Below are 26998 nucleotides of genomic sequence, written 5' to 3'. Positions count from 1 at the left end.
TAGAAACGATATCGCGCTTGCTCTCATGAGGTCTCTGGCTTGTTTTCGCGTTTGTCGAGCTTCAAGAATATACGCGAATAGTGCATATGTGAGCACATGGTACAGGGATGGTTATTCATGCCATCAGTGCGAAAATAAATATAATGCGCGCTAGGGGAAATCCCTCCTAAAACTAGCGGAATGGCAGGGTAGTGGCATACACTTCATTTCGCTATACTTACCAACAAAGCAATCTTTTAGAAGGGATGTCTGTCTATTTTCAAAATCATCAGGAGGTTATCATGCAAGCGACCTCAATCATACAGAATGCAAGTCGTGAGCCTGTGCATCCGCGAGAGTTTGAATACCAGGCTGCCTACCGCGCCTATCTCTTTGGCCCATTCCGACTTTTGCACGGAACTCAACCAATTGGTGAGCTGATGCGGAGGCGGAATAAGGCGCGCATGCTCCTCAAGTGGTTCTTGCTCAACTCCGGCAAATTGGGATCTACGGACGAGTTTATCGACCTATTCTGGCCCGATATACCACCAGAGAAGGCCCTGAACAATTTTCACGTCACTATCCACTACCTGCGCCGCATGCTTGAGCCCTCATTGAACTCCAGGCAAGAATCACACTTTATTCATCGGAAGCCCAACAACTTCTACTGGTTTGAAATTGACGAGAGCTGGTGGGTTGATACAAATGACCTGGAGCTGCTGCTACAACGTGCCCGTGAGTATGATGCGCGAGGCGATGAGCGCCGATCCGCTTACTATTACCGCAAATCCGCGCATTATATCAGCCAGGGATTTCTGCCAGAAGATGAATGCGAGCTCTGGCTAGGTCCGTATCGCAATCGCTATAAACATACCTATCTTCAGGTGTTAATGCGTTTGATCCAGATCTACAGCCAATTGAATGAGTTAGAAGATATGCTAGAGTACGCCTATCAATCGATATTGATAGACCCCTATAGCGAAAAGGCGGTGCGAGCCATTGTCGAAGCCCACTTACAGCAGGGAAATATCACGCTTGCTCGGCAGCGACTCGATACGTTTTGGAATTTCTTGCACGCCAATCTGGGGCTACATCCGAACAAAGAGCTCTCTCTGCTACGTGAGCGGATTCGCGCCTTCGCCCCTCCGACACTCGAATAAGAAGGCACTGATGGTAGTAATTAAGCAGTGCGGCATTAACCATCGCGGACACTGGAGGTACCATGTCACCTATGTTTGGAAGTTCTTTCGCACGGAAGGAACATCACCCATCTCTCGCTTCTGCTCATTATAGTGCGTACCTTTTTGGTCCATTCCGCGTCCTCCACGCGAAGCAAGCACTGGGGGAGCCTACATGGAGACGCAATAAAGCCAAGGCGCTCCTGAAGTGGTTTCTGCTCAATCCGGGCGAGCTTTTCTCCGTAGAACAGCTCAGTAAATTGTTCTGGCACGACTCACATCCGAAGGTCGCGGCTAGCAACCTGCATGTCACGCTTCACTACTTGCGCCATGTATTAGAGCCTTCTCTCACTTCTGGACAGCTCTCGACATTCATCCACCGCAATCGCTACAACTATTATTGGTTTGATCTACATGACGACTGGTGGACCGACATTGCCGATGTATATTACCTTTCGACCCAGGCTAAGGAGGCCGAACAACAGGGAAATCTTGCCAGAGCGTTCGCGCTCTACAATCAACTGATCGCTTATTATAAGCTCACATTCTTGCCGGAGGACATTTACGAGGACGCTTTTTCTTCCTATCGTCGCCAGCATGAATATGCCGCGATCCAGACGCTTGAGCATCTGATGCGGCTTTCTACCAGGATAGAGTATTACGATGAAGCGCTCTCCTGCGCGCTCTATACCCTCTCCATTGATCCCTACAATGAGAGGGCGGTGAAAACGCTGGTCCATGTGCATCTACAACAGGGCAATACCACCGGGGCGCTCTGCCAGCTCAACGAATTTGAGCAGATGTTACAGCAGGAAATGGGGATTCAACCCGGCAAAGAGATTATGGCGCTACGCAACGTGATCCTGAACGCCCGTTAACGCTTGCTCTCTGCCCGCCCAACAAACGCTCTTTGACGACTCAAAGGCGATCTTCCGCATAGTTGTCCAGGGCATGTCATGTCGCTCATCAATCCAGGCCGAAAATCTATCACGTAGAGGCCCCTGAAATCTCCTCACCCGTGAGTTTTGTCATGGTCAAATGGGGAGGAATTTCACTTCTCCTCCCACGCGAATGCGGGTACACTCTTGAGGAGGCAAGATGCGGGCGCAGGGAGAGAGTGTAGAGACTCGTCTGAGAGCTAGAAAGAGGTAGGCGACATGGCAACGAGATTCAGCTCAAAATTGAGGCTTCATTTTCAAGCAGGCTCGCGCCTAAATCTGAAAATGGCAGGCTATTGGGTGACCACTATCATCATCACGCTTGAGCTTCTGGCGGGTGGCGTGACAGACCTGATTCATGGACCAGCCCTGCTCTTTGTGGGCGACCCTGTTGTTCTCGTCCTGGCACAGCTTGGCTACCCGGCATACCTGCTTACGATCCTGGGGATGTGGAAACTGCTTGGGGCTACTGCTTTGCTTATGCCGCGTTTTCCCAGGCTCAAGGAATGGGCCTATGCTGGCACCTTCATCGAGCTAACGGGAGCCGCCGCGTCAAGCGTAGCGCGTGGTGGTAGCCCGGACCAACTTATTGCCCCCCTTGCCTTCGCGCTGCTCACGCTCGCTTCGTGGGCGCTTCGCCCTTCGGACCGTATCCTCGGCGCTCTCCTTCCTCAGAGGGGTGGTGATACAATGCAAGCGGATGTCCAGCAACAGCATTGACGGTAGCGGCAAGAAGGGACACTGCTATGCGAGCACAAGGCGAGGGCTCATGGGGCACAAAGCAACACACCCGGCAGGCGACGGACACAACGAGCGACGAAGTGATGAGAGAGAGTGGTATCACCCTCCTCCTCTGGCGGCTCTATCAGATCTTCTGGATGTTGATCTGCCTGTACTTCCCCCTGGCATCTCTGCTAAGCAAACCCGATGCCGGGCTACGCCTCGCGGTGAGGAGTGCTGCTCTGCTCTTCTTCGCGATCAGCTATACCTGGACCATGTGGTCACATCCCGCGAGCCAGGTCACGCGAACCCGCCACCGTTCCCACGTGTCGGTCCTTCTCCTGATTGTCCTCTCTCTTCAGGTCGCTATATTCGGCATCCTCGATGATTCCGCCTGGCTCTGGTCCTTCCTTGGAGTGAGTGCCATCGCTGGCGCAGTGCTTCCCATGCGCCTTGCGGGTATCATCGTCGTACTCCTGACAGCCATTCCGTTCCTTATTACTATCAGCACGCATGGCGGTTTCGCGGGTATTGATTGGTGGTGGCTCATCGCGCTAATGCTGCTGGTGCGGGGGCTGGGTCTGGACATGATAGGCGTATCGCGCATGGGCAGCGCCATTCGCGAATTGCACCTGACGCGTCAGAGGCTTGCTCATTTGAAGGTGGAGGAAGAGCGCCTGCGCCTGGCGCGCGATTTGCATGATTTGCTAGGGCAAACCCTTTCGGTGATTACCCTCAAGAGCGAACTGGCGCGCAACCTGATTACGGAAGATCCCGCGCGCTGTGCCAGAGAACTCGCCGAGATCGAACAGGTTGGGCGCACGACGCTCCGCGAGGTGCGTAAGACCGTCGCGGATTACCGCCAACCACGCCTCGCGAGCGAACTGGACGGAGCGCGGCAACTGCTCGAAGCAGCGGGAATTGAGTCCTCCATCGAAGCGTTTGCCGGAGAACTTCCCCAGTCGCTAGACTCAGCCCTCGCCTGGACCGTGAGAGAAGGGGTCACCAATGTCATCCGTCACAGCCGGGCGCGACACTGCTGGCTACGCTTTGAGCGTAATCAAGAATATATAGGAATGGAAATGCTCAACGACAGACCAGAGACAGAAGGCGCGGACGTACAAACAATCAGCCAGGGGAGCGGATTAATTGGCCTACAAGAGCGGGTAGGTGCCCTGGGAGGAAGCATGGAAGTTGGTTCACTCCTGCTAGCAGGCGAACCCCATTTTCGTTTACGCGTCGAGCTATCAACGCAATCCCAGCTAGAGGTAGCAACAGGACCGGAGGAGCAACCATGATTCGAGTACTTTTGGCGGAAGACCAGGCGATGGTACGTGGGGCCCTGGCGGCATTGCTGAGTCGAGAAGCCGATATCGAGGTCGTCGCGGAGGTTGCGCGAGGTGATACCGTTGTCGAAGCGGCTCTGACCTCGCGCCCCGATGTAGCGTTATTAGATATCGAAATGCCAGGGGGAAGCGGACTCGAAGCATCCCATGCCTTACGAACTGCTTTGCCAACGTGCCGCATAGTGATACTCACCACCTTTGGGCGGAGTGGCTACCTGCGCCGGGCGATGGAGAGCGGAGCCGTTGGTTTTCTACTCAAGGATGCCCCCGCCTCCGAACTCGCATCCGCGCTGCGACGCGTCATGAGTGGGGAGCGCGTTGTCGATCCTGAGCTAGCCTTGCTGGCCCTCTCAGAAGGAAACAACCCCCTGACTCACCGAGAGCGAGAGGTGCTCAGCGCCGCGCTCCCAGGACTCAGTCACGCCGAGATCTCCACGCGCCTGAGCTTGTCCGAAGGGACCGTTCGCAATCACCTATCTGCCGCAATGCAGAAATTGGGCGCGCGTAATCGTATGGAAGCGGCACACATTGCCGAACAAAAAGGGTGGTTATGATCTAGTTTCGCTCATATTCACGTTGTTTACTAGAGAAGATTGAAAGAGAAGCATTACTCACAATGAAGCATGAAGCATAATACCCTTACTCTTTATAGGTTGCTCGCTTCACGCCTCAAATCCACCGAATACGATAAAAAATATAGAACAAATGAACCTCGTTGGGGGCCTTCTCACGCATATTAAGAGTTGTATTTTTCGCAAAAATATGCTACAGAGATAAGTGTAAAGTATTAGCGGTGTAGCTCTCTTGACACAAGATTGAGCAGGATAACAGTGCTTCCTTGCAGCCGTAGGCGCGGAAGTTCGACTTTCCCTCTCTTGCGGTACAAGATGTGAGCAGCGCCCAAACAATCCTCGCAGCCATAGGCGCGGATTGCATTTAGTGATTCCTCAATTATTAATCCACGTATCCTCAAACCGCTAAGTAGTTTTCCCAGCTTAAGAAGAGGAGACTTAGAAGCGTGAGCTTCAGAGCCTTCACTTTGCCGTGCTCAGGGCGACCAAAGAGGAGAGAAGCAGCTCTTAATAGCTGAACCGTCTCTTCTCCTTCCTGGTCCTGATCCGGTAGCCAGGAACCACTTAGCCACTCACAGAAGGGAACAGTAAAAGCCAGCAACACCTTTTATCCACTTTCTCACCCTGCACCAAGCCTCTCGATTAGTACCGCGAGAGGTTCCCCTACCCATTCCTAACGGAAGGATCCGTAGTGTCCTACGCAGGGATCGACGAGATCTACCATCTAGGGACTCCCTGGTACAAACTCCCCTTCGGGGGAGCCCAGCAGGCGATCTCGACCCTTGTCGAGGGTCAGGTCGAGCAGTCCAGCGCGACGGTCTACGTGGCCGGGCCGCGTGGAAGCGAACTCCCGCGGGGAGCAAGGCTCATCGACATGGGCCGACCGCTGTCGGAGTGGACCTCGTGGACGGACCTTAACAAGGCCCACGAGAAGCACGAAGAGATGCTCGGCAAGCTCGAGCGGGAGATGGCACGGCGCCCGAACGCCAGGAGGATCATCAACGTCCACTTGAGCTACTCCGAAACCGAGCTTCTCCTGAGGCTCCGCGAGCTGGAGCTGAGGGTACCGGTCGTGATCACCAAGCACACCGTCTACCCGTCGCTCCTCCCAGGCGCCAGCGGCTGGGACCGGAGCAAGGACGCCGGCATCATCAACCAGTTCCCGACGATCGCGATCAGCGAGCACGAGCGCCGGACGGCCCCGAGTTTCTTCAAGATCGTCGGGGTCGTTCACCACGGGCTACCGAAGACGTACTTCGACAACCAGTGGCACGGCGAGCGTGAGGGCGGTTGCACCCTGGGGACCTGGTTGCCGCGCAAGGGCTTCTATCCCGCCTTCCAGGCGGCGAAGGAAGCTGGAGAAGAGCACTTCCAGGCCGCGGGGATCTGCAACACCCGCGATCAAAGGGCGTATCGAGCTCTAATCCAGCGGGACTTCATCGACCAGGGATTCGGCGAAGACGTAGGCACCATCAACGACCTCAAGAAGAAGCTGAGGTGGCTGGACAGCCATCGGTACAACCTGACGCTTCTTCAGGAGCCCGAGCCCTTCAACTACACGCCAGTCGAGGCTCAGGGGCGAGGAAACATCGTCATCGCCACCAACGAGGGGGCGATGCCGGAGCTGATTGAGGACGGCGAAAGCGGCTTCATCGTCCCCAGGGGCGACTCCAGGGAGGTCATCAGGAAGGTCGCGGAGCGCATCCGGGACATCAACCGCATGTCGTCTCGCGACATGGACCGCCTGGCGCAGCGCATCAGCGCTGGAGCCGAGCGTAAGTTCTCCGCGCGGGCAATGGCTGCGGGGTACGGCAGAATCTACAGGGAGGTGATCCGGAACTTCCGGGGCTGACGGTCTGATTACCTGACGCTCTCGGAAATACTACCGGGAACCAAGTTTTATCCAACTTATTCAATTACCAATGGGTGTCCTGGGCGAGCCGAGCATATGACGGCTCGCCCGGGCGCCTGCCCTGTCCGACTCCGACTCAGAAAGTGGAAAACCTTACAACAAGTTCAACAAGTTCTGCAAGCACAACGGCAACAAAGGCAACACCTTTTATCCACCATCGACCCTAAGGGGTGAGTGCTTTGCGGCACACAAGGGGCTGGCTCGGCCGGCTCTCGCGCAAGACAGAAAACCGGTACTTCTGGCTGGCTACCAGGGTTCCGAGTCTCATGGCTAGCGTGCTTTTTACAACTTTTGTTCTGTCCCTACTGGCTCTCTACATCGCCGGGGGCGTCGGGTTGGTCAACCTCGACACCCTCCACCTGCCCGGGTTCCTCAACCGGATCTGGGGCTTGTTCCTGGAGGACCCCGGCACATGGAGCGCCATCGCCAGTGGTGGCTTCGCCATGTTCTTCTCCCGCGTCATCGTCGTCACCGTCAAGCCGCTCGAAAAGGACATCGCGCGGATGTGGTGGATCGACGACAGGCTCATCCCGGTCTTCAGGAAGCGTAACCAGTCGCAGCAGCGCCTGCGGTTCATGGTCCGCGTGGTCTACGCCGCGCTCACGCTCCCCTACGGGGGCATGATCCTGACCATGATCAGCCTCTGGGGCGGCTTCTGGCTGGCCGGATTCCTGCTGGCATCCTTCTACACGTACACCGCAGTGGACACCGTGAAGACGGGCGTCTACGCGTTGCTGCAGCAACCGCCCGGCGCGGTGCTGTATGCTCTGACCCGGATCTTCATGTTTGGGGTCGCGCGTGGTAAGGAGAAGGAGAAGGCTCGTGCGACCCTCCAGGAGGTACGTGCCAAGGACCCGCAGCTCTTTGGGTCTTTCGGTCCCAAGCTGCGGCTCTCCCAGGAGTTCTACCTGCGGTGGGTTCCACGGATACTGGGCATCTCCCTGGCCCTCTTCGCGGGCTACGGTGCCCTGCTGTTCAGTGGCTTCGCCTCCGGTACGTCCCCCCAGGCGTGGCAGATCACTTCCGTGTTGGTCTGCTCGATCGTGGCGGGCATTCTGATCGGCTGGTGTGGCTGCTGGCTCTCCACGCTGGTCGTGTGGGTCAACACCTTCGGTCGGCCGCGCACGAAGGAAGACTGGTGGGGGGTCAACAAGGCAGCGTTTGCCGCGATGTGCGGTTCCACACTCGGCCCCATCTCGCAGGGTGTGGGCTTCCTGATGGCAGCGGTGCTCGGACACGGCCAGTCCCAGGCCATCCACCTCGGTCTCTACGTGTTCTTCGGGCACGTCGTCGGAGACCTGCTCTCGCAGATCGTCGTCCTGGCTACGGCCAAGCAGATGAGCGGAAGCCCGAAGCAGGGCGACGATACGCAGTGAGCACCTCCCGGGGAGCCGATCACGTGGTCGGCCCCCCGGGAACGTCCCCCGACACCACGGGGTGAGGCATCGGAGAACTTCTCTCCGGTGACCTCCTCACGTCATCGCGGGATATGACCCAGAAACACCTCCCTGATCCGCAAGTCGGACGCGGGAGGTGTTTTTGGCCTACCATTCTATAAATAATCGTTCCTTAAAAATGAATTTATTTTGTCCCTATTTTCTCCTGGTAGAGGCAACGCTAGAATGATAAGGTTCAAGTTGCGGCTTCTCCTGTGCTTTCATGCCAAAGGACGACTGAAATTGCTGCTCCACCTGATCGCTGAGAAATAAATGCGCGATATCCTGGCAGTTATCGTTGCGACCTTGCTGCATATAGGATCGTCCAATGTAAAAAAGATTAATAGATTGTAAAAAAATACTGAGCAAATGAATCGGCCTGGGAAGCGCTTCGAGATACCAAGCAGGTTGTATTTTTAACAAAAATATGCTACAGAGATAAGTGTAAATCTTTAGCGGTGCAGCTCTCTTGACCCAGGATTTGAGCAGGATAACAGTGCTTATTTGCAGCCATAGGCGCGGACGCACGACCTTCCCTCTCTTGTGGTACAAGGTGCCTTGTACCCAAACAATCCTCGCAGCTGAATGCTCGGATTGTCTTCAAATCCCCTTAAATTTTCACCCATGTACATCCAACTTCGTACAGCTAAAACCGCTCAGCGGTTTCTCAAGCTTGAGAAGAGGAGGCCTGGAAGCGTGAGCTTCAGTGTCTTCGCCTTATAGTGCTCAGGACGAGCAAAGAGGAGAGAAGCAGCATTGGGCTCTTACGCGCATCCCTGCGTCGCCATTCAGGCGACACCAGGGGTCGGTAGAGAGCGCGGTTGATCGTCTCTCTTCCTTCCTGGTCCTGATCTCTCGCAACCAGGAACCACTTGGCCGCTCTACAGAAAGGAGCAAAGCAAGAAGCCACACATCAACCGTGTGGTCCTGCAAGAAAAAAACAACGACCCCGAAAGGGAAGAAATGCAGCACTTCACGGACGCCCAGATCGCCGAGATGCAGCGCAACACGGCAAACGGTGGCACCACCCTGGTCCTCAGCGACTTCGACGGGACGCAGTGCGAGCTCGACGACAAGAACCCCGACAACGTCGCTATCGACCCGAGGTGCCGGCAGGCGATGCGAGTGTTCTCACGGCTGCCGCTGGTGAAGGCCGGTTTCCTGTCCGGTCGCGACATTCCGACCTTGCAGATGCTGGTCGGGGTCGAGGGCCTCATCTACGTGGGCTACCACGGGCTCGGCCGGGCCGATAAGTTCCCGGCGAGGCTGAACGACGTGACCTTCGTCCCCGAGGCTCGCCCGTTCATCGAGCGGAACCGGACCCTGGGCCAGCAGGTCGGGCAGGTGCTCTTCACGCTGGGGCTCTCCGAGTCCGTCATCATCGAGGACAAGGTCGTCTCGCTCGCCATCAACATCGGCGGCGTAGGCACCAAGGCGACCCAGAAGAAGGTCGCGGCGGATATCGAGCGCGGCCTGCGCTCGTTCGCCGAGCAGCTCGGCTACCGGTACACGTATGACCTGACCACTATCGAGTTCCGCCCGAACGTGCCCCGTAACAAGGGCACGGGGTTGATCGAGGTCGTGCGTTCCGTCGGGGCCGACTTCGTCCTGTTCTTCTACGACAGTGAGACAGACCTGGACGGGCAGAAGGCCCTCGGGTGGCTGCGTGACCAGGGCATCGGCGGCATCGGCGTCGTCGCTGAACGCAACAACACCGATCGGGAGCTGCTGGCGGCGGCGGACCTTCGGGTTCCCGGCGTTCCCGGCGTGCGCGACTGCCTGGTGGACCTCACCACGAAGTTGCGTCGGCGGGTCTGACGCCATACAGAGCGCTTCGACCTGAAATCAGTTCTGGACAAGGGTTGGAGCGACAAAGATAGCGGAAAGCTTGTTCGGACATATATCCGAACACTGGGTAATGTAGTGGAGGAAGAAGTGGCGGATTTCCGCTCCGAGCACCAGCGGTTCGCGCGTACGCGCGCGCTGCTGCGTAAGCTCGTCATCAAGCGCGAGTGGTTCGCGCGCGGCAGTACCGCGTTGGGCAAGCTCGTACTTGTCATCGCGGGTCTCGCCATGCTGGGCGTCTTCTGGCGTCCCGGCCTGACCCTCTGGGGTCTGGGCACGGCGATCCTCATCGGAACGTCGGCCATCGCCGGTTTCGTCGGCATGCTCCTGGGTGGCCGGATCAACCTCTACACAGTTGAGCTCGGTCGCCACCTGCGGGAGAACGTGGACGAGAACGACGCTACGCCCCGCCCTCGGCTCACCATCCGGAGCCTGGGGTCGACGATCCTGATGGGTTGCACCATCTTCGTCGGCTTCATCGGCCTCGGGTGGCGTGACCGGTACACGGACTACCGGGCGCGTCGTCTGCAGCAGAAGGCGGGCGGGGAGAAGTCCTCGTCCCGTCCGACGCAGCAGACGGGACCGATGAACGGAAGCGAGATCTGGGTCGGCCTCGTCGACCCGGTGTGGGCTGGTGGCCTGGGCTACCCCATCGCCAACCTGCTCGCGTCGAAGCTGGGTCTCGCCTTCGGCTATATCCCGGCCATGCAGGCCCTGCTCAGCGACATCACGGGGCTGCGCAGGTGCGACCTGCTCTACGAGCGCGACGAGCAGCCGTCGAAGAAGTGGCACATCTACGCCGCGTGGACGACGGCCCTGCTCATGCTGCTCTCGGGCGCGGGTCTGGTCCTGGCCCTGCTCGGTGTGCCGCTGCTGGGGATCAACCGGGGGGCGTTCGTGTTCTACACGCTCGTCCCTCTCAACACGGGGCTGCAAGCTCTGTGGGGTCCCTGGCGCTGGGCGCGCAAGCACGACCACAAGCTGGACGGCCCGTTCTGGAAGCAGTTCTTGGCGGGCATGCTGCCCATCCTGGGTGGCATCCTGTTCAGCGCGGTCTGCGGCATCACGGTCGCGGAACTGATCGGGCACGCCTTCAGCAGCGTGTACTCCGAGGCCACATACGGCCACCTGCTGATGTACCACTACGTGCAGAACTTCCTGTCCATCCTGGGGCAGGAGACGACGCAGGTGATCATCGGCGGGATCGGGGTGCAGATGCTGCTCAACCCCAAACTGCGACCCGTCTACTGGCGGGTGTGGGGCGGTCTGGTGGCGCGCGCCTTCGAGCTGTTCCGGGACTGGCTGATCGGGCTGGTGACCCTGCGCTGGCTGCGGAGTCAGATCCGTAAGCGGCGTCGGTCCAACTAGCCCGGGCCGGGCACGCGAACCACAACCCCGACGAGGTGGCATCGGACTTCTCCGATGCCGCCCCGTCTCATCCCCATCCCATCCCCTGAGGGGTTGACCGTATACCGGTGGCCCCTCCTCCTACCCTCTAGGAGCGTGATTCTGGTGCCTCGTCGCATCATCGTTGTTTCCAACGCTGGTCCCGCCAAGTTCAAGGGCAGCGAAACCGAACTCTCCGCTGGCGGTGTCGTGACCGCCCTCAAGGGGCTCGGCTCCGCCCTGAACACCTGGATTCAGGTCCCGTCGACCTCCACCGAGTTCGGCATGGCCTCCAGGGGGGGCACGGCGAGCGTCGACGGGATCAAGGTTGCCTTCGGCAACCTCTCGCCGGCGCAGCAGGAAGCGCTGTACTCGAAGGTCTCCAACGGAGCCATCGTTCACTACGTTCTGGGGCAGTCTCGCAACGCCCAGCACGTGGGTGACGGTGACTGGCGCCTCTTCCGGGAGGGCAGCCAGGCGATGGCTCAGGCCGCTCTGGAGCAGGTCCTGGCGTCCAGCCGGGGCACGAAGTTCGGGCTTTTCATCGATGACTACCAGATGGTCCTCGTGCCCGGACTGATGCGCCGCCTCCTCGTGGAGAACGGCCGCGAAGGGGACGTGCACCTCCAGATGCACATCCACACGACGTGGAGCTATCCGGAAGACTGGAACGGCCTCTCGGCCAACTACCGCGCCGAGATCGTGCGTGGCATGTTGGGAGCCGACGCCATCGGCTTCCACACCGCGACCGACGTCCGCAACTTCGCGAACTGCGTCGGCCGGTGGCTGTCTGGGGCGAGCGTCAGCGGCAACTCGGTGCGGTTCGAGGGCCGTACCATCAAGCTGGTCGCCAACCCCCTCGGTATCGACACCAGGGGGATGACGAGCAAGCTGAACAGCAGCGGTGGCCGGGACGCGGTCAGGAAGATCGCTCGCCTGATCGACGGGCGTACCAACGTCGTCGCCAGCATCGGGCGCACCGATCCGACGAAGAAGCTGGATACGCTCCTCCTCGCGTACGAACGTGACCTCCAGGACAACCCGGAGAAGGTCAGCGACACCGTGCTCCTGCTCCACCTCACGAAGAGCAGGCTCAACGTGCCGGTCTACGCTCGGCACTTCGACCTGCTGAATCGAGAGGTGGACCGGATCAACGGGCGCTTCTGGGAGCAGGCCGGGGGTCGCAACGTGGTGGAAAAGTACGTCGAGAGCGACCCGTTCCTGCCGCTCGGGCAGTATGCCCAGTACACCGTCCTGGTCATCCCGTCCGAGCGGGATGGCCTGGCCCTCACGGCCCTCGAAGGCCCGTGGGTCAACCAGAAGGACGGTGTGCTCATCCTGAGCACGGGCGCCGGTGCGTACACGCTGCTCTCCGACGGTGCGCTACGCTTCGTGCCGGGAAGCGGCGAAGTGGAGCAACTGGCTGGTCTGCTTCAGCAGGCCAGCGAGATGTCCCCGCGGGAGCGGGCGCGCCGCCAGCAGAGCCTGCGGGCGAACATCCGCAGGTACGACATGGGGGCGTGGCTGAAGCAGCGCCTGAGCCTCATGTAAGAGGCCCAGACCTGCGAGGCCGACCCTCACCCCATGATCCGGCCCCATCCGAACACGTACAACGTTCGGGTGTGGGCCGGGGCATGGCTGTTCCATGAAGGACGCTTCCGCACCTGGGTTCCAGGTGCGGAAGCGTCCTTTTTATGTGTATATCTATAAATAGTCGTTTTAGGGGTAGAGACATTTTGTCCCTATTTCCTTCTGGTAGGGGTTAGGGTAGAATGGTAGGGTAAGAATGGCGGCGACTCCACCGTATAGAGATAGACACGGCCGCCGCTCTCTCTGTTGTGCATCGTTGCCTAGAAAGAGGATTGTGTGCATCCTTCCCCTTCCATTCAAGGCTTGCGTATTAGCCTTGCCAGCCCTGAAGTGATCCGCGCCTGGAGTTTCGGCGAGGTCCGCGAGGCCGAGACTCTCAACTATCGTACCCTCAAGCCTGAGCGGGATGGCCTCTTCTGCGAGCGCATCTTCGGCCCCGTGAAGAGCTTTACCTGCGCTTGTGGCAAGCACACAAAGAAACCCCGCAAGCCTGGATTGATTTGCGATCAGTGTGGGGTACCTCTCATACCAGCGAGTATGCGCCGCACGCGAATGGGTCATATTGAACTGGCGGTCCCTATCGTGCACCCCTGGTTCGTTCAGGGCAACCCTGGACGCCTCAGCCTCCTCCTCGATCTACCGCAACAAGAGCTACAAGATATGCTGTATACCGGGGCGGGCGCGGAGGCCCTTCAGCCCCTAATGGCTCAACTTGATCTTGACGCGCTCTCCCAGGACCTCCGCCACGAAATTGCCGAGAAGAAGCAAACGCGCCGCAGCCGTGTCATAAAGCGCCTGAAACTTGTGGAGTCCTTGCGCGCGTCTGGTGTGCGGCCCGAATGGATGATTATGTCCATCCTCCCGGTTCTGCCGCCTGATTTACGACCAGTGCTCAGGATGGGCAGCGGGCACTTCGCATCGACTGACATTAATGTGTTGTATTGTCGAGTAATTCAGCGCAATAATCGCCTTAAGCATCTCCTAGAGGTGGGTGCTCCGGCTCTGGCGCTCCAGCGCGAGAAGCACGCGCTGCAGGTCGCGTGCGATGCCCTCTTCGATAATGGACATAGCCGCCAACCTTTTGTGGGCGCACGTAAGCAACCATTGCGCAGCCTCTCTGATACACTTGTGGGCAAGGGTGGGCGCTTCCGCCATAGCTTGCTTGGCAAGCGCGTCGATTATTCTGGGCGCTCGGTCATTCATGTTGGCCCAGACCTGGAACTCCACCAGTGTGGCCTCCCTCACAAAATCGCGCTTGAACTCTTCAAACCGTTCCTTATACATAAGCTTCTTGCCTATGGGCTCGTTGAGACGCATCGACAGGCTCGGCGTGCGATTGAGGATCGGTGCGAAGAGATATGGGCGCTTCTGGATGCGGTGATGCGCGATAAGGTGGTCATGCTTAATCGCGCGCCTACCCTGCATCGCCTCAGCATTCAAGCCTTCGAGCCCGTTCTAGTAGAAGGGGACGCGATTCACCTGCATCCCCAGGTGTGCGCGGCCTTCAATGCTGACTTTGACGGGGATCAAATGGCGGTCCACCTCCCCCTTTCGCCTGAAGCCCAGGCAGAGGCGCGTGAGCATCTGCTCTCTATCCACAATCTTCTCTCGCCCGCCTCGGGTGAGCCATCCATCGCTATCGCCCAGGAACAGGTGCTTGGGTGCTACTATTTGACGCAGGAGCGCCCACAGAAAAAAGGCGAGGGGCGCGTATTCGCTGATGAGCAGGACGCCATCCTGGCCTACACACATGGCATTATTGATCTCCAGGCCCCTATCCTGGTGCGTATGACGCTGGATACTTGCTACGATCAACCTCCTCCCGCCGCGCCAAACGTCCTTTTTCAAGGGACCCGCCTGTGTACGACCGTAGGGCGTATTCTCTTTAATCAGGCGTTACCCAGAGCTTTGCGCTTTCGCAACTATGCCATGAAGAAGGAGGCTCTCCACCAATTGCTCTGGGACTGCATCAAGATCTGTGGGCAGGAACAGACTGCTAGCATGGCTGATGCGATCAAGCGCCTTGGCTTTCAGTACGCGACCAGGGCAGCCATCTCGTTCTCTATGGCCGATATCGTCGTGCCGCCCCAGAAGCAGGCTATCCTAGAGCAGGCTGATGCCAGGGCTCTTGCTCTCCTATCCGAATGGCAGGAAGGGACCATGACGCGCGAAGAGCTGTATCAACGAACGATTACACTCTGGCAGGGCGCTACTGAAGATGTAGAGCGGCAGGTCCAGGGCGTGCTCGATCCATATGGCTCGCTCGCCACTATCGCGAATTCGGGAGCCACCAAGGCCCGCTTACAGCAGATTCGCCAGCTATCGGGTATGCGCGGTTTGATGGCGAGCCCATCCGGCGCGATTCTCGCTACCCCCGTGCGTGGCAACTTCCTGGAAGGGCTGACTGTCGCGGAGTACTTTCTCAGCAGCCACGGAGCGCGTAAGAGTATGATGGACCGCGCCCTCAACACCGCCCACTCAGGGTATCTGACCATTCAATTGGTGAATGCCGCCCAAAACGTCGTGGTTACAGAGGAAGACTGCGGAACGCAAGAGAGCATAGTTATCTCGCATGCGGAGAGTGTGGCTATGGGATTACCAGATAGTTCAAGCCGCTTACTGGGCCGTGTTCTGGCCCAGGACGTGCCGGAGGCAGGGCTCTTGAAGGGTCATGAGTTAGATGAAATCGCCATCATGCGCCTCTCGCAAGCTGGTGTAACTCAGGTATCTGTGCGCTCGGCTTTCACCTGTTGGTCGCGCACAGGAATCTGCAGTAAGTGCTATGGCTGGGATCTCTCGAAGCGCGCGCTAGTGTGCAAGGGGGTCGCGGTGGGCATTATCGCGGCCCAATCTATCGGCGAGCCCGGCACGCAATTGACCATGCGAACCTTCCATAGCGGAGGAATCGCGGGTGGTCAGGGAGATATTACGCAAGGTTTGCCACGCGTCAAAGAGTTGTTTGAGGTCCGCCCCCCTAAAGATCCCGCTCTTGTGAGTGCCATCACGGGCGTCGTCTCTATTACCAGGGATGAGCGTACTAAGGGCCACATCGTGCGCGTCAGAGCGGATCACAGTGAAGAGAGCGAGCAAGGAGAGGCTCAAGGCTGCTATACCATTCCCGCCGGACGGACCATGCTTGTCCAGCATGGGCAACATGTCCAGGCAGGCGATCCCCTCACCGCTGGAGGATGTGCCTTACAAGATATCCTGCGCTACAAGGGGCGGACAGAACTGGCGCTCTATCTCTTGCGAGAGCTTCAGCAGGTCTATCGCCTCACCGGAGCTTATATTCACGATATTCACTTTGAAGTCATCATTCGCCAGATGCTCCAATATGTGCGCGTAGAAACGTCGGGGGATACGACATTTCTTCCAGAAGATATCATCGACCGCTTTGTATTTACTGATGTCAATGCACTCCTTCAGGCGAAAGGCGGAACACTCGCGACAGCCAACCCGGTCGTGATGGGTCTGATACCTGTCGCCCTGGCAACGGATGGCTGGTTAGCAGCAGCCTCCTTCCAACAAACGACGCGTGTGCTCACTGACGCGATGCTTGAAGGACGTGTCGACTCCCTCAAGGGGATGAAAGAGCATGTCATGCTAGGGAGAATGATACCAGCGGGAACGGGCCTGCTCCCTCATCCAGTGCGTACGGCCCCTCGGAAGCGTGGACGCCCCCCCAAATATCCCCAGGTCCCAACCCTCCTGTGACCGCGCTCCAACCGAACAGGCATGCTAATTCTGCCCACATTTCGCGTGTTCTTACACCTTTTCATTGGCTTGCGAGCTACCATTGATATTCGCCCTTTCAAAATCTTAGTGACTATGCTACAATAGCTTTCAATGAATCATTAAACAAAGTTGTGATAAAAATAGCTTAGTCATAAAGAGAAGCGTGGCTTGTAAGGAGGCTCACAAGTTGTCAAGGGATAATCAGGAAAAGCCTGCTGATAGACGAGGCGAACTGGCACGCGAACTCCGGCAGTTCCACGGACTGGGCGCATCCTTCTTCCGGGCGGCAGCTGCTAGTATCGGTATGACCGTCACAGATATGCAGGTTATCGACCTTTTGGAGAGCGCGGGACCCGCGACGGCGGGTCAACTCGCCGACCTGACGGGCCTCACCACGGGCGCGATCACGGGCATGCTCAACCGCTTAGAGGAGACTGGTATTGTACACCGGGAGCGCGACCCCAACGACGGGCGCAGGGTTATTGTTCGGCTCGCAAGCAATAAAAGCGAAGATCGCAAAGTTGGGCCGCTCTTTGCCTCTCTGGATCAGGCATGGGGAACCCTGACGTCAGACTACGACGAGGAGCAGATAGCCTTTCTATTAAATTTTCTCAAGCGCAGCAACGCGCTTGCGCGTAGCGAGATCGTCCAGTTGCGAGAGGCACCTGAGAGCGATGAGGGGATTTCCTCCGCTCCGCTGGGAAGAATAGAGAGCGGTAAACTCGTCGTCTCATCCGGTCTCTCGCGCCTGAACATACGCGCCGCTGGGAATACTGACAACCTCTATCAGGCTCGCTTTGAAGGGCGTATGCCAGACGTGAAGGTCAAAGAAGGAGCGGTCACCATTCGCTATCCACGACGTCTGCTGGCCCTGAGCAGCAAGCAGGAGGCGGCGGAGGTCGAGCTCAACGCCAACATACCCTGGCGGGTCGCGATCCAGGGTGGTGGTCTGGAGGTTGACGCCGAACTAGATGGTCTGAACCTCGCCGGAGTGGACGTCAAGGGGGGATATAGCATCATCCGCCTGAAGCTTCCCGTACCAACTAGCGTCGTTCCTGTACGATTCACCGGGGGAGCCTCGGAGATTGACATTCAGCGCCCCGCAGGGGTTTCCGCCCGGGCGCACCTCAAGGGCTGGGTCTCTGCCTTCTACTTCGATGACCAGACCTTTAGCGATATTGGCAACAACATACATCTACAAAGCCCAGGCTACGAACCCGCCGGTCCATACTACGATATCGAGGTTGCCAGTTCCGCCAGTTCCGTTACTATCACCTCTAGGTAAGCACCAGACGAATGTGCTGCACTTAACGCGAAATTGGGGGTGAATAGGGAACATTTTTCCTCTTTTTGGGAAAGAAATGGAGTATCATAAAAGATGTTCTGACTTGTTCTCGTTCCGTCCGCTCTTGTCGCCGAGAACAGATTGGTTACGATCTCACCTGAAAGGAGAGAACTTATACCAATCCCGGAGTTGTCCTATATGACTCCCTAGACAAGCTCCATGCCGCACTTGCGCGAAGGGTTTTATATAAGAACCCCACCGCAGCATTTCGCGCAGGAGAAATGGACATTCACAACGAGTTGACTGGGAGGTCAACGTAATGCAGCGGAAAGTCGACGTATTCGGCAGCAAGCCCCAAACCGGGGGCATCTTTCCCCGACAGTGGGAGTGCTTCAAAGCGTGGGCCGAATGCGGCTCAGTCGTCGCGTTCGCGACCTGGCTGGTGGGCGGCTTCATGCGGTGGAGCTGGAACGCGGACCACCGTGGCGAGGGCTACAACGTGCGGGACTACGACAACTGCTTCGACAGCGACTACTCGTGTGAGCGCTGGGTCAGCGCCCAGTGGCCGCACTCCGCCGCCGCCTGGGCCTGGCACGCTCTCATGGCCTTCGTCATCGCGGGCCTCGTCTGCGAGGTGATCTGCGCCTACGCCCGCAAGCGTCACGGCGCGTACAAAGACCTGGTGGAGATCTACCGTACAACGCCTCCCGTGGACGACATCTCGGGCGGCGAGCAGCACCAGCGCCAGCCGGTGGACCTGCGGCGCCAGCGCACGTGGCTCACCGAGGTTCCGCTCCTGGGGGCCGTCTGGGGCGCCGCCATCGGAGTCGGGATCGCGATCCTGACCTGGTTCGTGAGCTCGCAGGTGTTCGGGCTGCGGGGCCTGCCCTACGGGTGGATCTTCCTGGGCGTCGTGCTCGGCACAACGCTCTTCACGGCGTGGACGGCCAGGTACTGGGCCGTCCACACCGACGAGCTGGCCATCACCGAGGCCCAGAACCAGCCCTACCTGCAGGGCTGACCTCTCAGAACAACCGCGCGCACGGCGGGCCGGGAACCCCGGCCCGCCACCCCTGGGGGAGCATCGCTCCCCGGTGGGTGCGGCGCGTCACCTTATGTATCTAAGCGGGAACCACGGCGATAGCATCTATCTCCACCAGAAAATCCGGGTGCGCCAGCCCCGCGACAAACATTCCAGTGATTATGGGTGGATTGGGTTGACGACCCCAGAATTCTTGAAAGGCCTCATAACCTGCCTGAAATGATTGCCCCTGAACCAGATAAATATTCCATTTGATGATATGCTCTGGCCTGGCACCAGCGGCGTCGAGCACTAAGCGCAAGTTTTTCAAGACCTGGCGCGTCTGAGCGGCGAGGTCACCCTTTCCTACGATATTGCCATCAGCGTCAACGGCATCTTGCCCGCCAATATAGATCGTTCTTGTCGGTCCTGTGACGGTGATTGCCTGCGTAAACGCGGGATTCTTATGCATAGTCTCAGGGTTTAGGTGTTGCACTGAGCCGTGGATAGGGCTCTCCTCTGGATGCTGTGTCATGCATATTCCTCGCTTTTCTGATTAAGCGCGTAAGGCCGCTAGATCGGGATCGCTCTTTGAACGCTCTTCGAGTTCGGGTGTGGCTGTCACCGCTTCTTGGAGACGTGTCGCCGCTTTCTCTAATTCATTGTGCTGCGCGTAGAAGCATGCCAGGTTATAGATAAACCACCCCTTCACCCATTCTGGTACCCCCGTCTGAAGGATGGTGTTAATGCACCGCTCACGTACTTCAATCGCCTTCGGGAGGTCGTGATGATCAACATAGTATTGCGCGAGATGCTCATGCTCATGCTCGAAGAGCGCGCCAAAGAAGGTCGTGTACAGTGGATTTTTCCCTGAAATTGCGGGGAAACGGGTGGAAGTCAGATCATCCTCGCTCAATTGCTCTGCCAGGCGGAAAAGCTCCGCGTAGGCGTGCTCAGAGTCGGCATGGATATCCAACCAGGGGCGCTGAGATTGCGTCTTATACGTTGACTCATTGAGATGCTCTTCGTCCTCATCGGTTGAAGGTATCTCCTGCTGCTGTACAAGCGCGGTCAACTTCCGGTTAAGATCCTGACGCCAGAACGTCCTATGAGCTATATGATCCTTGGCGGACCAGAGTGTCCACTCCCCGGCGGCATTGCGCTCGGCCTCGCTCATCCCCTGCCAGAACGCCTCTTCATCAAGCTGACTCTGCCGCACTAAGTCGAGTACTATATCCTTGAATGGCTGTGTGGTCATTGAGATACCCTTTCATAATTCGCTTTAAATATTTGCTTATGGATAGTATCTCATTTAAACCGGACAAGTTTGGTCCGGTTATGCGCGTTTCTGGATATCGCCAAAAAATTTCGTGAAAACAAAAGGAATAATAGGGGTGAATGGAGATCTATAATGAATTTAAGGCCAAAAAAGTAGGCGCTGGCTAAGAAAGTGTCCGAAGAAGAAAGTTTAGTATCGGAAAGGAGCTAAGCGAGAAAGCATGAGCCGGATAGAGGCAAGCTGGATGAACGCCTCGGAACTGGTAGGTAAGCCTTCGTAATCGCGAGCGAGCCGACGAAAGCGCGTAAGACACGCGAAAGTGCGCTCAACGATCCATCGTTTGCGTTGTACCAGAAAGGTCCCCTTGGGCTTCTTCGCAGGCCTGTAAACTGGTTTGGCATTGATCCAAACCCATGTGCCAGAAACCGGAGTGATTGGGCTTGGACGGGCAACAATTTCCGTCCTCCATCCCAAATGCATCCTGATCCAGTCGGTCAGAGGCCCTTGATAGCCACGATCAGCAAACAGGTGCCGCACTCGGGGAAAGCGACCCTGCTGGTTTTGCAGCAGCAAGGGAGCCCCCAGGCAATCGACGATCTGTGCTGAATGGACTTTCACCGCAAGCAGGTGACCTTGGGTATCAACCAGAATATGGCGTTTACGGCCGGTAATTTTTTTTCCACCGTCAAAGCCGCGTTCAGGCCCTCTGACGGGAGCGGTTTTGATGGACTGGCTATCAATGATAACCGCGCTGGGCTCAGGATCTCGTCCCATAGCGGCACGAGATCGTTTGCGCAGATGGGTCATGATGGGCTCCCAGACCCCTTGCTGGCTCCACATGCGAAAGTAGTGATGTGCCGTCTTGCCATGAGGCAGATCATGTGGCATTTGCCTCCATGAGCATCCTGTACGCAAGACATACAAGATCGCATTGACGAGTTCCCGTCGATCAATGGTTGGGATGGTGGCGTTGGCTGACACTTTGGGTATGAAGGGTTCTATCAGTTCCCATTGGGCATCCGTCACATCCGATGGATAGGCTTTTCGCTTGCTCGTCTCACACATCTCGTTCGTTCCTTTCGGCTCATCTATTTGGGGCATTGCTCCTTTCTTTTTTCTATCGGCTACTCTTTGGTCTTAGGACACTCTCTAAAGCTCAGCGCCTACTTTTTTGTCCTCTTCCTGTATCCTCCCACTTGCGACATTTAGCATGCGATCTACGTCCACTCCACTTTTAGATGTTCATAGCCCCGGAAGAGAAGGGTGGGAATATGTGTGAGATGCTGTCCCGGTACGATGCGTAGCTGTGGAATGCGCTGGCTGAGCACCTCGAATGCTATCCGCCCCTCCAGGCGAGCCAGGGCAGCGCCAACACAGAAGTGTACCCCATGACCGAACGCGAGATGATGGTTAGGCGTGCGTTGCGGCTGAAACTCATGCGGACAATGGAACGCGGCCTCATCCCGATTTCCCGATCCATAGAGCAGTAGGAGTGATGCCTCTTCAGGCAAGATCACGCCGTCTACTATAACTTCTCTGGTTGTGGTACGGGCAAACATCTGAATAGGGGCATCATAGCGCAGGATCTCTTCGACGACCTGGGGAATTGACTGAGGATGTTCACGTAACCATGTCCAATGCTCAGGTTGTTCTAGCATGACCTGTAGCCCGGTGCCAATCATATTGGTCGTGCTTTCGTGGCCCGCTAAAATAAGCCCCTGTAACATAATGACCAGCTCGTTCTCTTCTAACGGCTCCTCTTCCGGCATCTCAAAGTGAATAAGCGTGCTAATTAAATCGTCTTTGGGCTCCCGCCTTCGCTCCGCGACCAGCGCGGCTAGATAACGCTGGAAATCCACCGTTCCCCGCGCGTACTCAATCTGGCGCTCCTCCTCAATCTGGGTAGACATGAGAATAAGCCAATCCTGGCTCCATTGCCGAGTTTGCTCAATGTCGTTGCTTGGAATTCCCAATAAGGAAAGCACGACTTCGAGCGCCAGGGGGTACGCGAATTGACTTATGATCTCTACCTGCCGTCGCTGGATAAAAGTGTCTACCAGCCTGTTCGCCACCTCGAATACAAAGGGCTCCATCTTTCTGATTCGAGATGGCGCGAAGGCTTTGATCAAGGGCTGGCGGAAGCGTGTGTGATCGGCACCATCCGTATTGAGAACAATAGGGACGGGGAGGTAACCTTTTATTAGCTCCTCAAGCACGCGTGGAGAAAAGACCACGGGAGATGTTAACGCGTTGGATGATGAGAAGATCGCGGGCTGCAAAAGAATTTGCTGAATATCCTTATAGCGGGTTATGATCCAGGCATCCAGTTCGGGACTGTACATTATTGGCTCTTCATGCCTGGCCCTGGTATAAAATGGATAGGGATCTTCCGCGAGCGGATCAAATGCGACTCCAAGAGCTTCTGACATTGCTCACTCCTCCTTTCTGAAGATCTGTTGCCACGACAAGTTATAACGCGGATGTCAGAACGGTTCTTACTGCCTGGAGTTCATTCAATAGAGTCTCGAAGCGAGAGAGCCCAAAGTTGTTCTCAATGTAGTTCTGAGCCTTTTGCCATAAAGGCCAGGCATCTTCAAGAACTAGCAGCCCTTCCGGAGTCATGCTCAAGGGCATGGTGTAGAGATCATTCCCCGCCTCAAATGAGATAAAATCTTCATTCGCCAGCACTTTCAAGTGACGCGAGAGGGTACCCCGATCCATGCCTATGATTTTGATAAGGCGATTAGTGGTGATGGAATCGAACGTGTCGATAGCGCACAAGATCGAGAATTGCAGGGCGCTGAGGCCACTTGGGGCCAGCATCCCATCATAGAACTGTGAAACCACCAGATCCGTGCGCCGCAGATTGGCGCAGGCGCAGATATTCGCGGCGGAGGTATCGATCAATTCTTTCATTCTGCTTTGCTCCTTGAATTTCATGAAAGGTCTTCCACCAATGGTCGATGCATGAGCTTACCCGCTACTTACATCGCGAGGAAGCATTACTCCTGACGCTTTTCTACGAAATCCTCTCTCAGGCGTCCCGTTGCGACAAGCCAGCGGGCAAAGACCAGACGGTGCCGCTCTTCCCGCTCCTGTTGCTCAAGAGTAGTGCAGAGTTTTTCTAAACGCTTGATCTCTTCTGGAAGAAAGCCAATCGCGGAGAGGCTCTGGACATTCTGATAATTTCTCATGCGATATCTTCTCCTGCCTGCCCTAATGCGGATAGCATGACTGGCGCGACCGATGGTTGAGTAGCGACCTGTCTTGACTGGATGTATTGCTCTAGTTTGTCTGGCGTATCGATAGCGAGCGCGGTGGCCTGTGGTGCGATTTTGCGCACAAGTTTGGTCAGAACCTGGCCCGCGCCGAGTTCGATAAAGGTATCGCAGCCATTCGCGATAAGCTCTTGCATACAGAGAACCCATTGCACGGGACTCGCGATCTGCTCAATTAGCTCTTGCTGGATCTCAGAACCCTGGGTGAGCGGCTTTCCGGTCGCGTTCGCTACCAGGGGCACATCGGAGTTGCGCCAGTTCAGCTTACTCGTCTCTTCTCGTATCTGCTTCTGCACCCCGATCATCAGGGAAGAATGGAAGGCACCCTTCGCTGAAAGCGGCAGGACGGTTATGCCTTTGCGGATGCTTAACAACTCTGTCAGGCGCTGGACACCGCTCATGGTTCCCGAAACAACGAGTTGCTCTGGCGCGTTCCAGTTGGTGACCTGGACGAGATCGCGCCGGGATATTTCCTGGCATATTGGCTCTAGCTCGTTCTTAGGGAGACCCACAATCGCTGCCATTGCTCCAGGGTGCTCATCTTGCGCCGCCTTCATCAGATGCCCACGCTTGCAGACGAGCTCAAGTCCCTCCTGAAATGAGAGCGCACCCGCCGCCACGGCTGCCGTATATTCACCCAGGCTATGACCAGCTACCATATTGGGCCGCAGATCCAATTGCCGGGCATATTCGGTTAGAGCCAGTGAATATGTGAAGAGAGCCGGTTGGGCGATGTGCGTCTGGCTTAACTGCTCAATGGACCCCATCAGACTGATGCGGCTCACTAACTCGCCGGAAACCCGGTCGCTCTGCATGACGTAGCGTTTAAATAACACAGGATGAGAGCGTAATAGTTCTTTACCCATGCCAACTTTCTGCGATCCCTGACCGGGATACAAAAAAGCGATCTTGCTCAAGCTCGTTATCCTTTCTTGTGTCTGCACCCATGACGTGACGCAATATTGGTAATAGTTCTGGAAGACACTGTTGTTCCTCCTTTTTACCCCTGACTTACCGTGATCTTAAATGATTTTCTCGATTGGTAAGAGTCCGTGCAAAAATTTGGGTGGCCGTGGATTTGCCTCTGATCGATGGTTGGGAAATGTTCTTACCTCGAAAGTCAGTAGTTAGCAAGATTGCCTCAGTAGTGTTCACAAAGGTTGTACGAAGACCAACGAGCTGCCATGCCCGCAAGGGGTTGCGGCTCAGGTTTTCCGATAAGGCGGAAGTGAAAGAAAATCCGAAGGGAGATTGCTAATGGCTTTTGTGATTACTCAACCATGCATTGGTAACAAAGACGCTTCATGTGTTGATGTATGCCCTGTAGATTGTATTCATCCCCAGCCTGGGGAGCCGGGCTATGAAGATGCCGAGCATTTGTACATCAACCCGAATGAATGCATTAGTTGTGGCGCATGTGAGCCAGCCTGCCCCGTAACGGCGATCTTTGAGGAAGCAGCAGTCCCCGTAGAATGGCGTGGTTTTCTGAAGAAGAACCAGGATTTTTTTGTTGGCGATCCTCTCGCTCATTGAGGTGAAGGAGAAAATCTTTTATGAGTGATGTATACGAACGTATTGCAGCCCTACCAGCGGAAAAGCGTGCCTTGTTGCAACAGCAATTGCGAAATCGTAAGACACAGAATACAGCCCATGCCACTCAGGATGAGAACCACACGCCAGATCAATATGATGTCGCGATCCTGGGCGGCGGGATTTCTGGTTTGACCCTGGCGCTCGAATTGAAGAAGAATCGCCCCTCGATGCGCATTCTGGTCATTGATAAACAAAAGCACCCTGTGCCAGAGGCCGCGCACAAAGTGGGGGAATCGTCGGTTGAGATAGCCGCCCACTATTTGCGCGATATCCTGGGCCTGAAAGAACATCTAGAGACGCAGCAGATACGCAAATTTGGCCTGCGCATGTTCTTTACCAACGCCGATAACAAGGACATCACGCGCCGAGTCGAGCTTGGTTCAACTGAGTTTCCACCACTCGCTACCTACCAGATTGACCGGGGCCGCCTGGAGAATATGTTGGGCAAATTGCTGCCTGAGCAGGGAGTTAACTTTCTCGATGGAGTCAAGGTACAGCAGATCATGCTGCGACCAGAGCAGGACACGCATTGTATCACGGTAAACCAGGGGGGACAGGAGCGTCAGATATCCGCCCGTTGGGTTGTCGATGCCAGTGGGCGCAGCGCTCTCTTACAGCGTCAGTTAGGGCTCGCGAAAAAATGGGGCCATGCCGCGAACTCGGCCTGGTTCCGGGTCAAGCATCCCATCGACATCAATACATGGTCAGACGACCCGGCCTGGCACTCACGTATCCCGAAAGGTGACCGCTCACTCTCAACCAATCACCTGATGGGTCCGGGCTATTGGGTCTGGATTATCCGCCTTGCCTCTGGCTCAACGAGTGTCGGGATCGTCGCCGATGCCAATGTTCACCCCTTTGAAGGATTTAACCTCTTTGAGCGAGCAATGGCCTGGCTGCATGAGCGGGAGCCGCAACTGGCTCAGTTGATTGAGGAGCATCGGGATGAGGTGCAGGATTTCCGCGTGATGAGGGACTATTCCTATGGCTGCCAGCAACTCTATTCTGGCGAGCGCTGGTGCCTCACAGGCGAAGCCGCTGTCTCTCTGGACCCGCTGTACTCCCCCGGTAGCGATATGATCGCCATTAGCAATGGCCTGATCTGTGACCTGATTACCAGGGATATGAAAGGGGAGGACATCCAGAGCCGCGCCGCGATCAATGACAGGCTCTTCTTAAATCTAGCCAGTATATGGATAAACATCTATGAAAAGCAGTACTCGCTGATGGACAAGGCTCAGGTCATGGTGTCGAAGATTATCTGGGATACCGCCTTCTACTGGGGTGTCTTCGGCCTGCTCTACTTCCACCATGCCTTCCGCGACATAGCGGAAAGCCCCGGCATAGCCACGAACCTCGCGAAGATCGCTCAGTTGAGTAACCGCGTCCAGGCATTCTATCGCGAGTGGCATTCTATCGCGGATAAAGAGGCGGCGGATACTTTTGTTGACCTCTATTCGCCTATCAACTTCATGGTGAAGCTGCATGCTGGAATGGATGCCAAACTCTCCCCCTCTGAGCTTGATGCCCAGTTCGCGGCGAACGTGCGCCTGTTTGAGCAGCTCGCCGGACAACTCATGAGTACGGTAATCCAGACTTACGCGTCTCGCGCTGGAGATGAAGCTGTGCTCAAACAGATTCAGCGCTGGCAAACCGAACCTTATCTGGCTGAGCTGATTGCCACGTACCGGCGCGAGAACCGCGTCAATCCCACCAGCACCGGCTGGATGATGCTAGATCAGGGTGTACGAGAGAAGGTCGAGGCAATTAGATAACTTGAGTTCTCTCATCTGGCACAAAGCGACAATTTACGCATCTGGTAATAGAGCGGTAAATGAAGCAAGCGATTTTGTCTGCTAGATTGAGCATACCTGTTATCCAAGAGCACGCGCAAGATGAAGAAAG

24 protein-coding genes are annotated in these 26998 nt (G+C 56.6%); 14 read left to right on the top strand and 10 right to left on the bottom strand.

From position 1 onward, the window contains the following. Window positions 1-281 precede the first annotated feature (281 nt). The 5 genes from K3T82_RS30410 to K3T82_RS30390 all read left to right on the top strand — a co-directional run bounded on the left by K3T82_RS30410 (window position 282) and on the right by K3T82_RS30390 (window position 4715). On the top strand, window positions 282-1139 hold the full coding sequence (locus K3T82_RS30410) for an AfsR/SARP family transcriptional regulator (protein ID WP_220197268.1): 858 nt from the start codon (window positions 282-284) through the stop codon (window positions 1137-1139). A gap of 71 nt (window positions 1140-1210) precedes the next feature. Further along, window positions 1211-2035: an AfsR/SARP family transcriptional regulator gene (locus K3T82_RS30405; RefSeq protein ID WP_220197267.1), complete on the top strand. Its 825-nt coding sequence runs from the start codon at window positions 1211-1213 to the stop codon at window positions 2033-2035. Window positions 2036-2314: 279 nt separating this feature from the next. Further along, window positions 2315-2815, top strand: a complete 501-nt coding sequence (locus K3T82_RS30400; RefSeq protein ID WP_220197266.1) for a DoxX family protein — start codon at window positions 2315-2317, stop codon at window positions 2813-2815. A 26-nt stretch (window positions 2816-2841) separates the two neighbouring features. Continuing rightward, on the top strand, window positions 2842-4113 hold the full coding sequence (locus K3T82_RS30395; RefSeq protein ID WP_220197265.1) for a sensor histidine kinase: 1272 nt from the start codon (window positions 2842-2844) through the stop codon (window positions 4111-4113). Beyond that, window positions 4110-4715, top strand: a complete 606-nt coding sequence (locus tag K3T82_RS30390; protein ID WP_220197264.1) for a response regulator transcription factor — start codon at window positions 4110-4112, stop codon at window positions 4713-4715. Before K3T82_RS30395 ends, K3T82_RS30390 begins: the two co-directional genes overlap by 4 nt. 415 nt (window positions 4716-5130) lie before the next feature. Here the strand turns inward: K3T82_RS30390 and K3T82_RS30385 are convergent, their stop codons facing one another. Next, window positions 5131-5337 (bottom strand): hypothetical protein, encoded by a 207-nt coding sequence (locus tag K3T82_RS30385; RefSeq protein WP_220197263.1) that lies wholly within the window; start codon window positions 5335-5337, stop codon window positions 5131-5133. Between the two features lie 87 nt (window positions 5338-5424). On the opposite strand from K3T82_RS30385, the gene K3T82_RS30380 reads away from it, so the two are divergent. Together K3T82_RS30380 and K3T82_RS30375 are read left to right on the top strand one after the other, a co-directional pair. Beyond that, window positions 5425-6585, top strand: a complete 1161-nt coding sequence (locus K3T82_RS30380; protein ID WP_220197262.1) for a glycosyltransferase — start codon at window positions 5425-5427, stop codon at window positions 6583-6585. Window positions 6586-6911: 326 nt separating this feature from the next. Next, window positions 6912-8021: a voltage-gated chloride channel family protein gene (locus tag K3T82_RS30375; RefSeq protein ID WP_220197261.1), complete on the top strand. Its 1110-nt coding sequence runs from the start codon at window positions 6912-6914 to the stop codon at window positions 8019-8021. A gap of 216 nt (window positions 8022-8237) precedes the next feature. On the opposite strand, the gene K3T82_RS30370 is transcribed toward K3T82_RS30375, so the two are convergent. Next, entirely contained in the window at window positions 8238-8396 is a 159-nt protein-coding gene (locus K3T82_RS30370) for a hypothetical protein (protein ID WP_220197260.1), read from the bottom strand. A 648-nt stretch (window positions 8397-9044) separates the two neighbouring features. Here K3T82_RS30370 and K3T82_RS30365 point away from each other — a divergent pair. Next, the gene (locus K3T82_RS30365) at window positions 9045-9899 is read left to right on the top strand and encodes a trehalose-phosphatase (protein ID WP_220197259.1); all 855 of its coding nucleotides are present in this window, start codon (window positions 9045-9047) and stop codon (window positions 9897-9899) included. A 27-nt stretch (window positions 9900-9926) separates the two neighbouring features. On the opposite strand, the gene K3T82_RS30360 is transcribed toward K3T82_RS30365, so the two are convergent. Then, window positions 9927-11336 (bottom strand): hypothetical protein, encoded by a 1410-nt coding sequence (locus K3T82_RS30360; RefSeq protein WP_220197258.1) that lies wholly within the window; start codon window positions 11334-11336, stop codon window positions 9927-9929. Window positions 11337-11438: 102 nt separating this feature from the next. On the opposite strand from K3T82_RS30360, the gene K3T82_RS30355 reads away from it, so the two are divergent. The 4 genes from K3T82_RS30355 (at window position 11439) to K3T82_RS30340 (ending at window position 18943) form a co-directional block, all read left to right on the top strand. Further along, the gene (locus K3T82_RS30355; RefSeq protein ID WP_220197257.1) at window positions 11439-12863 is read left to right on the top strand and encodes a trehalose-6-phosphate synthase; all 1425 of its coding nucleotides are present in this window, start codon (window positions 11439-11441) and stop codon (window positions 12861-12863) included. A gap of 315 nt (window positions 12864-13178) precedes the next feature. After that, window positions 13179-16616, top strand: a complete 3438-nt coding sequence (rpoC, locus tag K3T82_RS30350) for a DNA-directed RNA polymerase subunit beta' (RefSeq protein ID WP_220197256.1) — start codon at window positions 13179-13181, stop codon at window positions 16614-16616. A gap of 208 nt (window positions 16617-16824) precedes the next feature. Next, window positions 16825-17922 carry a MarR family winged helix-turn-helix transcriptional regulator gene (locus K3T82_RS30345; RefSeq protein ID WP_220197255.1) on the top strand — a complete coding sequence of 366 codons (1098 nt, stop codon included), beginning with the start codon at window positions 16825-16827 and terminating at the stop codon, window positions 17920-17922. 319 nt (window positions 17923-18241) lie between these two features. Continuing rightward, complete coding sequence (locus K3T82_RS30340) at window positions 18242-18943, top strand: hypothetical protein (RefSeq protein WP_220197254.1); 702 nt, start codon at window positions 18242-18244, stop codon at window positions 18941-18943. A gap of 100 nt (window positions 18944-19043) precedes the next feature. Here K3T82_RS30340 and K3T82_RS30335 read toward each other — a convergent pair whose 3' ends face one another. The 7 genes from K3T82_RS30335 to fabD form a co-directional block, all read right to left on the bottom strand. Next, window positions 19044-19478, bottom strand: coding sequence for a RidA family protein (locus K3T82_RS30335; protein ID WP_220197253.1), 435 nt, complete (start codon window positions 19476-19478; stop codon window positions 19044-19046). A 21-nt stretch (window positions 19479-19499) separates the two neighbouring features. Continuing rightward, window positions 19500-20201, bottom strand: a complete 702-nt coding sequence (locus K3T82_RS30330; RefSeq protein ID WP_220197252.1) for a TPR end-of-group domain-containing protein — start codon at window positions 20199-20201, stop codon at window positions 19500-19502. 210 nt (window positions 20202-20411) lie between these two features. Beyond that, the gene (locus K3T82_RS30325) at window positions 20412-21287 is read right to left on the bottom strand and encodes an IS5 family transposase (RefSeq protein ID WP_220197505.1); all 876 of its coding nucleotides are present in this window, start codon (window positions 21285-21287) and stop codon (window positions 20412-20414) included. 152 nt (window positions 21288-21439) lie between these two features. Continuing rightward, on the bottom strand, window positions 21440-22651 hold the full coding sequence (locus K3T82_RS30320) for a cytochrome P450 (RefSeq protein ID WP_220197251.1): 1212 nt from the start codon (window positions 22649-22651) through the stop codon (window positions 21440-21442). Between the two features lie 40 nt (window positions 22652-22691). After that, entirely contained in the window at window positions 22692-23138 is a 447-nt protein-coding gene (locus tag K3T82_RS30315) for a MarR family winged helix-turn-helix transcriptional regulator (protein WP_220197250.1), read from the bottom strand. A gap of 86 nt (window positions 23139-23224) precedes the next feature. Next, entirely contained in the window at window positions 23225-23416 is a 192-nt protein-coding gene (locus tag K3T82_RS30310) for a hypothetical protein (protein ID WP_220197249.1), read from the bottom strand. Continuing rightward, on the bottom strand, window positions 23413-24417 hold the full coding sequence (gene fabD / locus K3T82_RS30305; RefSeq protein WP_220197248.1) for an ACP S-malonyltransferase: 1005 nt from the start codon (window positions 24415-24417) through the stop codon (window positions 23413-23415). Before fabD ends, K3T82_RS30310 begins: the two co-directional genes overlap by 4 nt. A gap of 340 nt (window positions 24418-24757) precedes the next feature. Between fabD and K3T82_RS30300 the strand changes: the two genes are divergently transcribed. Together K3T82_RS30300 and K3T82_RS30295 are read left to right on the top strand one after the other, a co-directional pair. Continuing rightward, a complete protein-coding gene (locus K3T82_RS30300) occupies window positions 24758-25033 on the top strand; it encodes a 4Fe-4S dicluster domain-containing protein (protein WP_220197247.1) in 276 nt (91 codons plus the stop codon). 20 nt (window positions 25034-25053) lie between these two features. After that, window positions 25054-26868, top strand: a complete 1815-nt coding sequence (locus K3T82_RS30295; RefSeq protein ID WP_220197246.1) for an NAD(P)/FAD-dependent oxidoreductase — start codon at window positions 25054-25056, stop codon at window positions 26866-26868. The last annotated feature ends 130 nt before the right edge of the window (window positions 26869-26998 follow it).

The organism is Ktedonospora formicarum (assembly GCF_016587355.1).
GTDB classification, from domain to species: domain Bacteria; phylum Chloroflexota; class Ktedonobacteria; order Ktedonobacterales; family Ktedonobacteraceae; genus Ktedonobacter; species Ktedonobacter formicarum.
The sequence above is the reverse complement of the archived record's forward strand: the minus strand, read 5'-3'. Positions and strand labels throughout refer to the sequence as shown.

Excerpts from the sequence above, each read along its gene's own strand:
- K3T82_RS30395 (WP_220197265.1), top strand. The coding sequence starts at position 2,842 with ATGCGAGCACAAGGCGAGGGCTCATGGGGCACAAAGCAACACACCCGG.
- K3T82_RS30365 (WP_220197259.1), top strand. The coding sequence starts at position 9,045 with ATGCAGCACTTCACGGACGCCCAGATCGCCGAGATGCAGCGCAACACG.
- K3T82_RS30295 (WP_220197246.1), top strand. The coding sequence starts at position 25,054 with ATGAGTGATGTATACGAACGTATTGCAGCCCTACCAGCGGAAAAGCGT.
- K3T82_RS30410 (WP_220197268.1), top strand. The coding sequence starts at position 282 with ATGCAAGCGACCTCAATCATACAGAATGCAAGTCGTGAGCCTGTGCAT.
- K3T82_RS30340 (WP_220197254.1), top strand. The coding sequence starts at position 18,242 with ATGCAGCGGAAAGTCGACGTATTCGGCAGCAAGCCCCAAACCGGGGGC.
- K3T82_RS30310 (WP_220197249.1), bottom strand. The coding sequence starts at position 23,416 with ATGAGAAATTATCAGAATGTCCAGAGCCTCTCCGCGATTGGCTTTCTT.
- K3T82_RS30330 (WP_220197252.1), bottom strand. The coding sequence starts at position 20,201 with ATGACCACACAGCCATTCAAGGATATAGTACTCGACTTAGTGCGGCAG.
- K3T82_RS30325 (WP_220197505.1), bottom strand. The coding sequence starts at position 21,287 with ATGTGTGAGACGAGCAAGCGAAAAGCCTATCCATCGGATGTGACGGAT.
- K3T82_RS30400 (WP_220197266.1), top strand. The coding sequence starts at position 2,315 with ATGGCAACGAGATTCAGCTCAAAATTGAGGCTTCATTTTCAAGCAGGC.
- K3T82_RS30315 (WP_220197250.1), bottom strand. The coding sequence starts at position 23,138 with ATGAAAGAATTGATCGATACCTCCGCCGCGAATATCTGCGCCTGCGCC.
- K3T82_RS30370 (WP_220197260.1), bottom strand. The coding sequence starts at position 8,396 with ATGCAGCAAGGTCGCAACGATAACTGCCAGGATATCGCGCATTTATTT.
- K3T82_RS30405 (WP_220197267.1), top strand. The coding sequence starts at position 1,211 with ATGTTTGGAAGTTCTTTCGCACGGAAGGAACATCACCCATCTCTCGCT.
- K3T82_RS30320 (WP_220197251.1), bottom strand. The coding sequence starts at position 22,651 with ATGTCAGAAGCTCTTGGAGTCGCATTTGATCCGCTCGCGGAAGATCCC.
- K3T82_RS30360 (WP_220197258.1), bottom strand. The coding sequence starts at position 11,336 with ATGCCACCTCGTCGGGGTTGTGGTTCGCGTGCCCGGCCCGGGCTAGTT.
- K3T82_RS30390 (WP_220197264.1), top strand. The coding sequence starts at position 4,110 with ATGATTCGAGTACTTTTGGCGGAAGACCAGGCGATGGTACGTGGGGCC.
- K3T82_RS30375 (WP_220197261.1), top strand. The coding sequence starts at position 6,912 with ATGGCTAGCGTGCTTTTTACAACTTTTGTTCTGTCCCTACTGGCTCTC.
- K3T82_RS30335 (WP_220197253.1), bottom strand. The coding sequence starts at position 19,478 with ATGACACAGCATCCAGAGGAGAGCCCTATCCACGGCTCAGTGCAACAC.
- K3T82_RS30300 (WP_220197247.1), top strand. The coding sequence starts at position 24,758 with ATGGCTTTTGTGATTACTCAACCATGCATTGGTAACAAAGACGCTTCA.